This is a genomic window from Arthrobacter sp. K410C (genome assembly GCF_059090105.1).
Genome location: NZ_JBNHFJ010000008.1, coordinates 50489 through 64732 on the forward strand (window position 1 = coordinate 50489; position 14244 = coordinate 64732).

12 protein-coding genes and 1 pseudogene are annotated in these 14244 nt (G+C 65.6%); 11 read left to right on the forward strand and 2 right to left on the reverse strand.

The features are described 5' to 3' along the window. Positions 1-2 precede the first annotated feature (2 nt). The 5 genes and pseudogenes from AC5RU7_RS12900 to AC5RU7_RS12920 all read left to right on the forward strand — a co-directional run bounded on the left by AC5RU7_RS12900 (position 3) and on the right by AC5RU7_RS12920 (position 7034). A complete protein-coding gene (locus AC5RU7_RS12900; RefSeq protein WP_494052562.1) occupies positions 3-209 on the forward strand; it encodes a hypothetical protein in 207 nt (68 codons plus the stop codon). A gap of 134 nt (positions 210-343) precedes the next feature. Further along, positions 344-679, forward strand: coding sequence for a histone-like nucleoid-structuring protein Lsr2 (locus AC5RU7_RS12905; RefSeq protein ID WP_494011868.1), 336 nt, complete (start codon positions 344-346; stop codon positions 677-679). 352 nt (positions 680-1031) lie between these two features. Then, a complete protein-coding gene (locus tag AC5RU7_RS12910) occupies positions 1032-3524 on the forward strand; it encodes an ATP-dependent Clp protease ATP-binding subunit (protein WP_494011867.1) in 2493 nt (830 codons plus the stop codon). A 173-nt stretch (positions 3525-3697) separates the two neighbouring features. Next, positions 3698-4856 (forward strand): annotated as a pseudogene (locus AC5RU7_RS12915) (IS30 family transposase). 57 nt (positions 4857-4913) lie between these two features. Then, entirely contained in the window at positions 4914-7034 is a 2121-nt protein-coding gene (locus tag AC5RU7_RS12920) for a S9 family peptidase (protein WP_494052563.1), read from the forward strand. A gap of 151 nt (positions 7035-7185) precedes the next feature. Here AC5RU7_RS12920 and AC5RU7_RS12925 read toward each other — a convergent pair whose 3' ends face one another. Further along, on the reverse strand, positions 7186-8619 hold the full coding sequence (locus AC5RU7_RS12925; protein ID WP_494052564.1) for an amino acid permease: 1434 nt from the start codon (positions 8617-8619) through the stop codon (positions 7186-7188). A gap of 270 nt (positions 8620-8889) precedes the next feature. Here AC5RU7_RS12925 and AC5RU7_RS12930 point away from each other — a divergent pair, with 270 nt between their 5' ends. The 6 genes from AC5RU7_RS12930 (at position 8890) to AC5RU7_RS12955 (ending at position 13734) form a co-directional block, all read left to right on the forward strand. Continuing rightward, on the forward strand, positions 8890-9399 hold the full coding sequence (locus AC5RU7_RS12930) for an amino-acid N-acetyltransferase (protein ID WP_494052565.1): 510 nt from the start codon (positions 8890-8892) through the stop codon (positions 9397-9399). Positions 9400-9547: 148 nt separating this feature from the next. After that, positions 9548-10966, forward strand: coding sequence for an FAD-binding oxidoreductase (locus tag AC5RU7_RS12935; RefSeq protein WP_494052566.1), 1419 nt, complete (start codon positions 9548-9550; stop codon positions 10964-10966). 200 nt (positions 10967-11166) lie between these two features. Continuing rightward, complete coding sequence (dhaK, locus tag AC5RU7_RS12940) at positions 11167-12168, forward strand: dihydroxyacetone kinase subunit DhaK (protein ID WP_494052567.1); 1002 nt, start codon at positions 11167-11169, stop codon at positions 12166-12168. Positions 12169-12170: 2 nt separating this feature from the next. Beyond that, positions 12171-12803 carry a dihydroxyacetone kinase subunit DhaL gene (gene dhaL / locus AC5RU7_RS12945; protein ID WP_494052663.1) on the forward strand — a complete coding sequence of 211 codons (633 nt, stop codon included), beginning with the start codon at positions 12171-12173 and terminating at the stop codon, positions 12801-12803. After that, on the forward strand, positions 12800-13495 hold the full coding sequence (gene dhaM, locus AC5RU7_RS12950) for a dihydroxyacetone kinase phosphoryl donor subunit DhaM (protein WP_494052568.1): 696 nt from the start codon (positions 12800-12802) through the stop codon (positions 13493-13495). Before dhaL ends, dhaM begins: the two co-directional genes overlap by 4 nt. 77 nt (positions 13496-13572) lie before the next feature. Continuing rightward, positions 13573-13734, forward strand: a complete 162-nt coding sequence (locus tag AC5RU7_RS12955) for a hypothetical protein (protein ID WP_494052569.1) — start codon at positions 13573-13575, stop codon at positions 13732-13734. Between the two features lie 16 nt (positions 13735-13750). Here AC5RU7_RS12955 and AC5RU7_RS12960 read toward each other — a convergent pair whose 3' ends face one another. Beyond that, positions 13751-14236 carry a hypothetical protein gene (locus AC5RU7_RS12960; protein WP_494052570.1) on the reverse strand — a complete coding sequence of 162 codons (486 nt, stop codon included), beginning with the start codon at positions 14234-14236 and terminating at the stop codon, positions 13751-13753. Positions 14237-14244 lie beyond the last annotated feature (8 nt).

The window sequence follows — 14244 nt, forward strand, 5'->3', positions numbered from 1 at the left end:
GAATGGAATATGTAGCAGTCCTCTTGCCCTCCGTAGTGGTGGGCCTCCTTTTCTGGTTTGCCATGAAGGCGATTTTCAACGCCGACAAATCAGAGCGGCAGGCGGAAGCCCGTGCCCAGGCCGAGGCCGACGCGCGGGCGGCAGAGTCCGCCGAACGCCGGCAGGCCGACGAGCCGCCGTCCGGCCAGCCGGGCCCCGAAGCCAAATAAAAACCCCTAATCTTCTGCGGTTATCCCCATGGAACCATTAGGCGCTTTGACGCGTTGCCATAAAGAGAGTCATACTTTTTAGGGAAACATCCTGCTTTTCTGAAAAACCACCCTTTCCAAGAGGAAGACGTTAAATGGCACAGAAAGTAAACATCATCCTCGTTGATGATCTGGATGGGGGATCCGCAGACGAGAATGTGAAGTTCGGCCTTGACGGGACGAACTACGAGATTGACCTTTCGGCGGCGAATGCTGCTGAACTCCGGTCTTCCCTGGAGCGCTTTATAGCCGCTGCACGGAAGGCATCGGGAGGCCGCACCGCCGCCCGCACGCCCAAGGCTCCGGCCGGCGGCCGCAGCAATGATTCAGCCCAGATTAGGCAGTGGGCCCGGGATAACGGGTACACCGTAAACAGCCGGGGCCGAATTCAGGCGGAAATCCAGGAAGCCTACCAAAAGGCAAATTCCTAGCAGCAGCCAGGATCTGGTTAAACCCTGCTTCCCCTCACCGGGAAGCAGGGTTTTTCTGTTTCCGCGCACAAAAAAGAGGAGGGGTCCGGTGGCGAGCTCGGTGCAATTTACCGGCGCAGCCTGCATAGGGATGCTGCAGTACTTTTGAAAGCCGGCACCACCTTCGCCAACGGGCTCTTTAACAGGAGGCGGAGGCCGTTTTCCGCCCTGTCCCCGGTGGCCGGGACGGGCCGGGAGGGAACGCCTGCGGGATATTCCCGAACTGTGCGGGTTTCCCCTGTGGCGAACACGCTCCACAAGTCCGGGCCCGCCACGTAGCATCAAAGTACGTCGTAGCTAGGAGTGTGGCGAAATGTTTGAGCGATTTACGGACCGTGCCCGTCGCGTAGTTGTGCTTGCCCAAGAAGAGGCACGCATGCTGAACCACAATTACATTGGTACCGAACACATCCTCTTGGGTCTGATCCATGAGGGTGAGGGCGTTGCCGCCAAAGCTCTTGAGTCCTTGAGCATTTCGCTCGACGGCGTCCGCGAGCAGGTGCAGGAGATCATCGGGCAGGGCCAGCAGGCGCCGTCCGGGCACATCCCCTTCACTCCCCGTGCCAAGAAGGTACTGGAGCTCTCGCTGCGCGAGGCACTCCAGCTGGGCCATAACTACATCGGCACCGAGCACATCCTGCTCGGCCTCATCCGCGAGGGTGAGGGCGTTGCCGCCCAGGTGCTGGTGAAGCTGGGTGCCGACCTGAACCGCGTGCGCCAGCAGGTCATCCAGCTCCTCTCCGGCTACCAGGGCAAGGAAAGCACCGGCGCCGGCGTCGGGTCGGGCCAGCCCGAAGGCGCTCCCGCCGGTTCCGTTGTCCTGGACCAGTTCGGCCGCAACCTGACCCAGGCTGCCCGTGAGAACAAGCTGGACCCGGTCATCGGGCGCGAGCAGGAGATGGAACGCGTCATGCAGGTCCTCTCCCGCCGCACCAAGAACAACCCGGTGCTCATCGGCGAACCCGGGGTCGGCAAGACCGCCGTCGTCGAAGGCCTTGCCCAGGCGATCGTCCGCGGCGACGTCCCGGAGACCATCAAGGACAAGCAGCTGTACACCTTGGACCTCGGTTCCCTGGTGGCAGGCTCCCGTTACCGTGGTGACTTCGAAGAGCGCCTGAAGAAGGTCCTCAAGGAGATCCGCACCCGCGGCGACATCATCCTGTTCATCGATGAAATCCACACCCTGGTTGGTGCCGGTGCCGCCGAAGGCGCCATCGATGCTGCGTCGATCCTGAAGCCCATGCTGGCCCGCGGTGAGCTGCAGACCATCGGTGCCACCACGCTGGACGAGTACCGCAAGCACATCGAGAAGGACGCCGCGCTGGAGCGCCGCTTCCAGCCGATCCAGGTCAAGGAACCCTCCGTGGCGCACGCCATCGAGATCCTCAAGGGCCTGCGTGACCGCTACGAGGCACACCACCGCGTCACCATCACCGACGGCGCCCTGGCCTCTGCCGCCAGCCTCGCCGAACGCTACATCTCGGACCGCTTCCTGCCGGACAAGGCGATCGACCTGATCGACGAAGCGGGCGCACGGCTGCGCATCCGCCGCATGACCGCTCCGCCGGAGCTCAAGGCCATGGACGAGCGCATCGCCAAGCTGAAGATGGAGAAGGAATCCGCCATCGACGCGCAGGACTTCGAAGGCGCAGCTTCGCTCCGCGACAAGGAGCAGAAGATGATCGCCGAGCGTTCCGAGAAGGAACGCCACTGGAAGTCCGGCGGCATGGATGACATCTCCGAGGTGGACGAGGACCTCATCGCAGAGGTGCTGGCCAACTCCACGGGTATCCCCGTCTTCAAGCTGACCGAGGAAGAGTCCTCGCGCCTGCTGAAGATGGAAGAGGAACTGCACAAGCGCGTCGTCGGCCAGGACGAGGCCATCAAGGCACTGTCCCAGGCCATCCGCCGCACCCGTGCAGGGCTCAAGGATCCCAAGCGCCCCGGCGGCTCGTTCATCTTCGCCGGCCCCACCGGCGTCGGCAAGACCGAGCTGGCCAAGGCACTCGCGGAGTTCCTGTTCGGTGAAGAGGACGCCCTCATCACGCTGGACATGTCCGAGTACTCGGAGAAGCACACCGTCTCGCGGCTGTTCGGTGCCCCTCCGGGCTACGTCGGCTACGAAGAGGGCGGGCAGCTGACCGAGAAGGTCCGCCGCCGTCCGTTCTCCGTGGTGCTGTTCGACGAAGTTGAGAAGGCCCACGCTGACCTCTTCAACTCGCTCCTGCAGATCCTGGAAGACGGCCGCCTGACCGACTCCCAGGGCCGCGTGGTGGACTTCAAGAACACCGTGATCATCATGACCACCAACCTGGGTACCCGGGACATCTCCAAGAGCGTTGCCACCGGCTTCCAGTCCGGCACCGACACGCAGACCGGCTACAACCGGATGCGTGCCCGCGTGACCGAGGAACTCAAGCAGCACTTCCGCCCCGAGTTCCTGAACCGCGTGGATGACGTAGTGGTGTTCCCGCAGCTCACCCAGGACGAGATCATCGAGATCGTGGACATGTTCGTCACCCGCCTGGAGAAGCGCCTCAAGGACAAGGACATGGGCATCGAGCTCACCAAGGCCGCCAAGGTGCTCCTGGCAACCCGTGGCTACGACCCCGCAATGGGTGCCCGGCCGCTGCGCCGCACCATCCAGCGCGAGATCGAGGACCAGCTCTCCGAGAAGATCCTCTTCGGCGACATCCACGCCGGCGACATCGTGGTGGTGGACGTGGAAGGCGAAGGCGACGACGCCAAGTTCACGTTCGCCGGCAACGCCAAGCCGCGCATCCCGGAGATCGCTCCGAGCGTCTAACTCCATCTCCACAAAAGCCCCGCCGCTCCGAAAGGAGCCGGCGGGGCTTTTGCATCCCTGCCGCACGGCATGGCGAAACGGCCGCAGGTGCTGTGATGCGGGGGGCGGGTTCAAGGGGTTGTTGCAACACCTGAGTGATTGGTGGTGTTGTGGGACGTTTTGGTCGGCCTGAGATGTTGCGTGAGGTGGTCCGGGTTTTCTGGGAGGCGAGGTCTTCTGGATCATCTGATGAGATGGCGGCAGAGGCGGCCGGTCTTTCCCTGTCAGCGGCCCGGCTGATCGTCCGTCAGCATGGTGGAGTGAATCCTGGAATTAGGCCTGCCTGCCGACGGTTCTTGTCCTTTGATGAACGCGAGTTGATTGCCGTCTGGCGGGCGGCCGGGTGCGGGGTGCGTGAGATCGGCCGGCGTTTGGGTCGGAGCCCGTCCACGATCAGCAGGGAACTGGGCCGGGAACATCCGTAATGAAGGCAAGCGCCCTTGTCTGGCGTCCTCGGCCCAAAACCGGGCGCAGAAGCTGGCACGCAGGCCTAAGATCCGGAAACTGGCTTCCAACGAGGCCTTGGCACTCTACGTCGCCGGGATGCTGACGGCCCGGGAACGGTTGTCCCCGGAACAGATCAGTGTCCGGCTGCGGATCGATTTCCCCGATGATGAGAGCATGCGCATCAGCCCCGAGACGATCTATCAGTGCATCTATATCCAGGGCCGCGGCGGGCTGAAGGCCGAGCTCGCCGCGGCCCTGCGCACCGGCCGGGCCGTGCGGCAGCCAAACCGGCGTGCGGGAGTGCGCCGGCCCCGGGTCCCGAAGGAACTGCTGATCAGCGAACGCCCGGCGGAGGCCGATGACCGGGCCGTGCCCGGACACTGGGAGGGCGATCTGATCATCGGTACCCCCGGCACCGGGGCGATCGGAACACTCGTGGAACGCAGCAGCCGCTTCGTGATGCTCTTGCACCTGCCCAACGGGCACACCGGCGAGCAGGTACTGGCCGCCATCCAGGACACCTTGCCCACGCTCCCGGCCCAGCTGCGCCGGTCCCTGACCTGGGACCAGGGCGCGGAGATGGTCGGCATTCACGAACGCGTGAAGATCGCCACCGGAGCGGACGTCTACTTCTGCGACCCTCACTCACCCTGGCAGCGCGGCAGCAACGAGAACACCAACGGACTCCTGCGCCAGTACTTCCCCAAAGGCATGGATCTCACCAAAGTCACCCCCGAGGACCTCGACTACGCCGCCGCCGGACTCAATGGACGCCTACGCAAAACCCTCGGCTGGAAAACACCCGCTCAAGCCCTCCAGCAAATACTGGAAGAATCAGCCGCATAGAACGTGTTGCAACCACCACTTGAATCCGCCGGGCACAAAACGTGTTGAATCTGAGGCATGGCTATTTCGAACCCGGCGATCCCGGGCGATCAACCACAGACCCCTTTCCATGACCTCGACCACTACCTGTCCATCCCCCGGGTCAGCGGGCTTACCCTGAGCCCCGACGGATCCCGCCTTGTCACAACCGTCAGCACCCTGAACGGCAAAGGCACCGAGTTCGCCACTGCGCTGTGGGAGCTGGATCCGGCCGGCCACCGGCACGCGCGGCGCATCACCCGCAGCGCCAAGGGCGAGGCCGGCGCCGCCTTCGCCGCGAACGGCGACGTCTACTTCACCTCCGCCCGGCCCGACCCGGACAGCCCGGATGAGGATCCTGTCAATGCCCTCTGGCTGCTTCCTGCCGACGGCGGTGAAGCGCGGGTGGTCCTCAACCGGCCCGGCGGCGTCGCCGGGGTGTTGACGGCCAGGGACGCGGACGCCGCCTTCGTGACCGCCGAGGTCCTGGCCGGCTCCGCCGACGAGGAAGACGACGCCCGGCGCCGCAAAGCCCGCAAGGACAACAAGGTCTCGGCGATCCTGCACAGTGAATATCCCGTGAGGTTCTGGGACGCCGACCTTGGGCCCGGGCAGCCGCGGATCTTCGCCGTCGAACCGGGAGAGGACAGGGGGCCGGGCAAGCCGACTACGGTGGATGCGTCCGCACCGCTGGCCCTGCGGAACCTGACGCCCGGCGCCGGGCCCCGGCTGCGGGAGGCGGAGACCGTTGCCAGCCCGGACGGCAGGACAATCTACACGAGCCTCACCAAACCACTCGCCCGCGCGGACAGCCGGTCCGTCCTCGTGGCCGTGGACGTGGCGTCCGGCGGCATGAGGGTGCTTCTGGATCACGAAGGCGTGAGCTACTTTCCCGGCCCCGTCAGCCCCGACGGCACGACGCTGGTGGTTGTCAGCGAGAGCGACTCCACGCCCCGCCAGGCGCCGGAGGTCAAGCTTCACCTGCTGGACGTCTCCAACCCCGCCGATAGGGCCGCAGGCCTGCAGCCCCTGGCCCACGACTGGGACCGCTGGGCCAAGCCGGCTGCCTGGCTGCCGGACGGTTCAGCCATCCTGGCCACGGCAGACGACGACGGCGCGTCGCCCCTTTTCCGGATCAGCCTTCCGGCGTCTGCCGCTGAAGTGAGCGTCTCCCGGGTGACGCAGGACGCGGCGGCCTACTCCGACGTCGTGGTTTCACCGGACGGGCGCGTTGCCTACGCGTTGCGCAGCTCCTATGCCTTTCCTCCCGAAGCGGTACGCATCGACCTGGCAACAGGGGAAACCACGCGGCTGCCGGCACCCGCGGAAAGGCCCGCGTGTCCGGGAAGCCTGCAGCGCATCGCGGCCACGGCCCGGGACGGGTCGCGGGTCCCGGCCTACCTTGCCCTGCCGGAGGAAGCGTCGCCCGGCAGCCCGGCCCCGCTGCTCCTCTGGATCCATGGCGGACCGCTGGCATCCTGGAACGCGTGGACCTGGCGCTGGAATCCCTGGCTTCTCACTGCCCGCGGCTATGCGGTGCTGCTGCCGGACCCCGCGCTTTCCACCGGCTACGGCCAGGCCTACATCCAGCGGGGATGGGGCGCCTGGGGGAAAGCACCCTTTACTGATCTCATGGCCGTGACGGACGTTGCCGTTGAGCGGCCGGACATTGACGCCTCACGGACGGCTGCCATGGGCGGCTCCTTCGGCGGCTACATGGCCAACTGGGTGGCCGGCCAAACGGACAGGTTCGACGCCATCGTCACCCATGCCAGCCTGTGGGCCCTGGACCAGTTCGGCCCCACCACGGACGCCTCCCAGTACTGGCTGAAGGAAATGACGGAAGAGATGGCCCTGGAGAACTCTCCGCACCTCCATGTAGAGAAGATCAGCACCCCCATGCTGGTCATCCACGGGGACAAGGACTACCGGGTGCCCATCGGGGAAGGCCTGAGGCTTTGGTACGAGCTGCTCTCCAAATCCCAGCTGGCCGCCGACGCCGACGGCCAGACCGCCCACCGGTTCCTGTATTTCCCTGATGAGAACCACTGGGTCCTCCAGCCGCAGCACGCCAAAGTCTGGTACCAGGTTGTGGAATCGTTCCTGGCCAAAAACGTCCTGGGCAAGGAGGTTGCGCTGCCGCCTGAGCTGGGACTTTAGCCACCTCCGGTTTGTTTCGTGGCTAGGTACGGTGGCGGCCATCAGAGATTTCCCGGCGTCTGCTCCTTCGTCGCTTTGACGGCGCCTACGTAAATCCCTGATGCCCGCCACCTCGTGCCGCGCTCGGCGGTCAGGCAGGAGTTCCTTCCCGTTACCGCACCGCTTCCTGGCCGGGGCGCTTTCGGCCGTATTTGATGTGGAAGTAGGCGTAGCAGGCCGCTACGAATGGGATTCCGAAGTAGAGCGCCGTGGCCTGGGTGGGGTCGAAACCGATGCCGATCAGCGAGATCACACACAGCAGGAACGCGGTGATGGGCAGCAGCGGGAACAGCGGCGCCTTGTAGCCCAGGTCAGCGTGACGGCCTCCTGCGCGCAGGAATGCCCGGCGGTGGAAAAAGTGTGACGCCGTGATGGACATCCACACGCCCACGGTCGCGAAACCGGCGATGGACACCAGGACCAGGTACACCGTGGTGGGTGCCACGACGCTGCTGACCAGCGAGGCAAGGCCGCCCAGCATGCTGACGCACAGGGCGAGCATCGGGATGCCCCTCTTGGTCAGCCTGCCCAGCGCTTTCGGTGCATGTCCCTCGTCAGCGAGTGAGAAAAGCATGCGGGCGCAGGAAAACAGGCCACAGTTGCCCGCCGACAGAAGCGCCGTGATGATGACGAAGTTCATGATGTCGGCGGCGAAGGGGATGCCCAGCTGCGAGAAGACGACGACGAATGGGCTGGCCTCGAGCGACGTCTCCTCGTACGGGACGGTGCAGGCGATCACGGCGATCGCGCCAACGAAGAAGATCAGGAGCCGGATCACGGTGGTCCGCATCGCCTTTGGGATGTTGACGGCGGGATTGACTGTTTCTCCGGCGGCCACGCCAATAAGCTCCGAGCCGGAAAAAGCGTAGAAGACCGCAAGTGTGGTTATCAATACGCCGGTAACTCCGTTGGGGAACAGGCCCTGGGGTGTGTTGAGGTTCTCGCCCAGCGACGGGTAGCCGTCCTCGGCCAGCGGATGGAAGCCGAGCAGAGCCGCGCCGCCCAGGACGATCAGTCCGATCACTGCGGCGACCTTGATCAGGGCAAACCAGAACTCAGATTCGCCAAAGACGCGGGAGGAAACGGCGTTCAACGTGAACAGGACGGCGGCGAAAACCAGGCACCATACCCAGACATCAACCTGCGGAAACCAGCGCTGCATCAACAACCCGGCGGCGGTGAACTCCGAGCCAAGTGCTACCGCCCAGCACAACCAGTAAAGCCATGCCGTAGCAAACCCGGTGGCCGGGCCGATGGCCCTGGCGGCGTAGATATGGAAGGCGCCGGACACCGGGTAGGCCACGGCGAGTTCACCCAGGCACGCCATCACCATGTAAACGACTGCGGCCCCGATGAGATAAGCGATAATCGCGCCGAGCGGGCCGGCCTGGGCGATGGTGTAGCCGGAGCTGAGGAAAAGCCCGGAGCCGATGACACCTCCCATCGCAATCATCACGAGGTGCCGGGCCTCCATGGAGCGCCGAAGTCCCCGCTGTCCTTCTTCCTCGGTAATGCTGCCTGACAGGGTTGGGGAGCCTAAAGCCATTTTTCCTCCGGGACGGGCGACGTTGCCCATAGGGTGACGGGGGTAACAGTCGAAACACTGCTGGGTGGCCCTTCACCTGCGCAAACACAGCCGGCCCGCATCTTGGAAGTCTGCGGAGTCGCCCCGGTTTTGCCCGTCCGAGCATAAGCATTGCTGTTACTACCCCTCATTATGAAGCGCCCTGGTCTGTGGCTCTGGCGTGAGGGCAGGTTCCAGGCTCCGGGACGGACTTAGCGCCGCCCTTGAGCGCGGGCGAACTAGGATTGGCCTGTGACCGACTCCTTCCGTATCCGCCCTGCCCGTACGAGTGATGTGTCCGCCATCAAGAAGCTGGTGGCGCCGCTGGCAGACCAGCGGATCCTGATGGCAAAGGAAACGGTGGCCTACTACGAAAGCCTCCAGGAGTTCAGGATCGCGGAGTCCAGTGAGGGCGAGGTCATCGGCTGCGGGGCTTTGCATGTCATGTGGGAGGACCTGGCTGAAGTGCGCACGCTGGCCGCCTCCGAGGACTGGCGAGGCAGGGGAGTGGGTCACGTGCTCGTGGAGAGCCTGCTCGACGAAGCGCGCGCCCTGGGCGTGGCCCGGGTCTTCTGCCTCACCTTTGAGGTGGACTTCTTCAAGCGGCACGGTTTCGAAGTCATGGCGGACCAGTCCGCCGTGGATCCCGAGGTCTACTCGGAGCTCCTGCGATCCCACGACGAGGGCGTCGCCGAGTTCCTGGACCTGGCGCGGGTGAAGCCCAACACCCTCGGTAACACCCGCATGATCCGCTTCCTTTAGGAGGCATGTCCCGGCCGTTTCCGCGTTGGCCCTCCGAAGCATTGGGGCTTGGCATTATGGATGATTTTTCACCCCTTCTCTTCCATCCATTCGATGGATAAACTGATCGAGGCTTGCTGGGGAGCAGCCCAACTAGTGAAAGCCAGACATGCAGATCCTCCCTACCCATACGGCCAAAACCGAACTGCAACTCCTTGTCCGCGGGCTGGTTTATTCCCCCGGCGACGCTTCCTTTGAATCGGAAACCGCCGCCTTCAATCTGGCCACCCGGCATACGCCGGACCTGGTCCTGGCCGCAGTCGACGCCGATGACGTCGCGGCTGCGGTCAAGTGGGCTTCCGCCCGTGACATGTCCATTTCCGTGCAGTCCACCGGACACGGCGCCGCCAATGCCATCACGGGAGGGCTCCTGATCAGCACCCGCCACATGCTTGAGTTGTCCATCGACCCCGATGAGCAGACGGCCCGAGTTGGTGCAGGCGTGCGCTGGCGCGATGTCCTCCGTGCTGCTGCCCCGTTCGGCCTCACGGGCCTGCGCGGCTCCACCACCGACGTTGGGGTGGTGGGCTACACCCTCGGCGGCGGACTGCCGCTTCTGGGCCGGAAGTACGGCTTTGCGTCCGACCATGCCATCGCCTTCGACCTGGTCACCCCTGACGGTAGGCTGCGGCGCGTTGATGCCCGCAGCGAGCCGCGGCTGTTCTCGCTTCTCCGGGGCGGCAAGGGCAACTTCGGCATAGTGACCGCCATGGAGTTCTCCCTCTTCCCGGCCGGAGAACTTTATGCGGGCGGCATTTTCTACGACGGCGCCCACGCCAGGGAAGTCCTGGCCGGTTTCCGCGGCTGGACCCAGGGCCTGCCTCCGGAGGCGTCCGCCTCGCTGGCATTCCTGCGGTTGCCCGAGCTGGAAGAAGTGCCGGGCTTCCTGCGCGGACAGTTCGTTATGCACCTGCGGTTCGCCTGGCAGGGGGATGAGGAAGAGGGAGCGGCCGTCCTTGCGCCGATGCGGGCCGCGGCTCCGTTTTTGGTGGATACGGTCGGGTTGCTTTCGCAGGACCGCGTTGATGAGATCCACGCGGACCCACAGCATCCTGTGCCGGTGCGGGAGGGCGGGATGCTCCTGAAGGGCTTCGGGCCCGGGCTGGAGGACGTGCTGCTGGAGCTTGCCGGCCCGGAAAGCCAGGCGCCGCTGCTGCTGACCGAGATCCGGCTGATGGGCGGCGCGCTTTCGGCTCCGCGGGATGGATCCGCCGGCGCTGACTGTGTTGGCGGCCGGGGCGCCGCCTTATCCTTCTTCACCGTGGGAGTCCTGGCCCCTCCCATTGCGCAACTGGTACCCGCGGCCGTCGACACCGCCTTGGCTGCCCTCAAGCCTTACGGGACCGGAGGCAGCCTGGTGAACCTCCATGGCCACCTGGCTGCCCCGGAGCTCGCCGCAACCGCGTGGCCGGAGGGGATGCATGAGGAGCTGGGTGCAGCCAAGGCGGAGTTTGACCCGAAGAACCTCTTCCGCCACGGCCATGCCGTCCTTCCTGTCCCGCCAGGGATGCCAGTGACCGCCGCTTGATGTACTGCCGCCCCCGGCCTTGGTTTTAGTCGATTTGATGGATAAACTGAGCGGGCCGGGATGTGGGCCCGGCAAAGGGACAGTCATTGGGGGCTGTCCCTTTGCCGCATTCGCCTCCCACCAGCGGAAACCTACCGTTCCGGCGTGCCCCGGTAGTAGGGTCGAAAAGACACCCTTCAGCAGCACAGCCGGGAGCCGCCGTGAAGAAACTCATCAACGACCCCAAGTCTGTGGTTGACGAATCCGTCCAGGGCTTTGGCCTGGCCCACGCAGACCTTGTCGCGGTTAGCACGGATCCCACGTTCATCAGGCGCCTGGACGCTCCGGTCAGCGGAAAAGTGGCCATCGTGTCCGGCGGGGGAAGCGGCCACGAGCCCCTGCATGCCGGGTTCGTGGGGAAAGGGATGCTCGACGCCGCCGTACCGGGAGCGGTGTTCACCTCGCCCACGCCGGACCAGATCCTGCCCGCAACCCTCGCTGTGGACTCGGGCGCCGGCGTCGTGCATATCGTAAAGAACTACACCGGGGACGTCCTCAACTTCGAGACGGCGGCGGAACTTGCGGAGGCGGAAGGCATCAGCATCCGCACCGTCCTGGTCAACGACGACGTTGCTGTTGAGGACTCCCTGTACACCGCAGGACGACGCGGTGTGGGCGGGACTGTGCTGGTGGAAAAAATCGCCGGTGCGGCCGCCGAACGCGGCTACGGCCTGGACGCGGTGGCAGACATAGCCTCGCGCGTCAATGCCAATGTCCGCAGCATGGGGGTTGCCCTCTCCGCCTGCACTGTCCCCCACGCCGGTACGTCCAGCTTCGACCTGGGCGAGGACGAGGTGGAAATCGGCATTGGAATCCATGGCGAGCCGGGCCGCCACCGCATCCCGCTGGAAAGCGCGGACGGCATTACGGACAGGCTGCTGGAGCCAATCCTTTCGGACCTCGGTATCAGTGGGGGCGACAGGGTGCTGCTCTTTGTCAACGGAATGGGCGGCACCCCGCTGAGTGAGCTGTACATCGTCTACCGCCGTGCCGCGCAGGTCCTCGCGGACAGGGGTGCCCGGGTTGAGCGCTCGCTGGTGGGCAACTACATCACGGCCCTGGAGATGCAGGGCTGTTCCATCTCCGTCCTCCGGCTGGACGACGAACTGACGGAACTGTGGGATGCGCCCGTCCATACCGCAGCCCTCCGGTGGGGTGCGTAGCCGTGGTGCTGGACGTCAACTGGGCAGTGAAATGGCTGACCCTGTGCGCGCAGGCGATGGCCGAACACCGGGTTGAGCTGATCGAACTGGACCGGGCGATCGGTGATTCCGATCATGGCGAGAACATGGACCGTGGCTTCCAGGCGGTCCTGGACAAGTTGGCGGAAGCACCGCCGGAGACTCCGGGTGCGGCGCTGAAGCTCGCGGCAATGACGCTCATGTCCAAGGTGGGCGGGGCCGCCGGACCGCTTTACGGCACCGCTTTCCTTAGGGCCGCCGGAACCATGGGGGATGCCGCGGAAATCGACCCCGCCGGCTGGGCCGCGGCGGTCAGCGCCGCTCGGGACGGGATCGTGGTCCGCGGGAAGGCGGAGCCCGGGGACAAGACCATGGTGGATGCCTGGGCGCCCGCCGCCGCGGCCGCGAAGGCTGCCGCGGACACCGGCAGCCCGGACGTCCTGAGCGTGCTGGTCGCCGCCGCCGAGGCAGCCGAGGCCGGGGCCGTGGCTACTGATCCGCTGGTGGCGCGCAAGGGCCGCGCCAGTTACCTGGGCGAGCGGAGCGCGGGCCACCGTGACCCCGGAGCGGCATCCAGCGCGCTGATCTTCCGGGCTGCGGTGGGGGCTGCTGCGTGACGGTCAGCATTGTGGTGGTGTCCCATAGCGAAAAGATTGCCGACGGCGCCGCGGAGCTGGCCGCCCAGATGGCACCCGACGTGCTGGTTTTGACAGCCGGGGGCACCGCCGACGGCAGGATCGGCACCAGCTTGGAAAAAGTGCTTGCCGCCCTGGACAACGCCGCCGGAGGTGACGGTACCGTGATCCTCACGGATCTTGGGTCGGCGGTGATGACAGCGGAATCCGCCCTGGAGTTCGCCGAGGATCCGGTCGGCGTGCTGCTGGCCGATGCCCCGCTGGTGGAGGGCCTGGTGGCCGCGTCCGTGGCCGCGCAGGGCGGGGCGGACGTGCAGGCGGTGAAGCGTGCGGCGGAAGCTGTCCGTGGACCCTCCCAAAATTCCGGCCCGCCGCCCCAGCGGGAGATCTTGGAAGGGTCTGTCACCGGGCAGGGCCCGGACTTCACCGGCGACTTCGAACTCATCAACCAGGCAGGCATGCATGCCCGGCCCGCGGCCAAGATCGCCGGCGGGCTGTCCGCCCTGGACGCCGAAGTCACCGTCAACGGCGTAGACGGCGCATCCATGACGGCGCTCATGACGCTGGCAGCAGGCAAGGGATCCGTCCTGCATGTGGAGGCCCGCGGAGCGGATGCCGAACGGGCGGTGAACTACGTGGGCGGGCTGGTGCAGGCGGGCTTTGGCGAGCCGTAAGGCCCTTCCGGCCGAAATCCCTGCCACGCGGTGTGTTCCGAAAGGCTTCACCTGCTCGTGCGAATAAGCTCGATGGCATGGAACGGCAGGATCCCGAAGGCAGCTACCCGGCAATCGAAGTGCTGGACGGGCAGACGTCGGTGGAGGAACTGCTCGCGGACCTGGGTTTCGAATGGCGCGTCGAGTCTTCGGATCGGGGAAGGGCAGGGGAGCCCTTCAGCCAGCCGGCGCTTTTCTAGTCAAGGGCACGCTACCTCAGCTGCGCTCGCGAAGGCCTGTTCCGTCCAGGATCACGGAGGCGGAAATGAATTTTCCGCACTGCACTCCGAACGGATAGTCGGCCTTCGGCCGGAACTCCAGGGTATGCACGGGCAACGGTGCCCCGTCAGCCGCGTGGCCGGAGGACGTCACCGTCATCAATGCTTCCGTCAGGGTGTCCAGCATGAGCATCCCCACCTTGGTCCCGTCCGGCGAGGCAGTGGCCGAACAGACGCCTTCCGGAGTGCAGCCCTGGTCGATAGAGGCGCTGCCAGGCTGGAGTTCGACGTCGGCCTCCTTGCAGCTGCCGTCCTGGCAGGCTTTCAGATGGAGGGCGTCGACGTGGCGTGCGTAGTCCGCGGTGACCGTAACCGAGACCACCGTGGCCTGGGCTATTGCCGGGCACGCAACTGCGCCGGGTCCGCAGCCGGAGGCGAGCCCCGCCGTCGTCACCAAAGCCAAAAGCAGTCCCTGCCTGCGCATACTTCAGG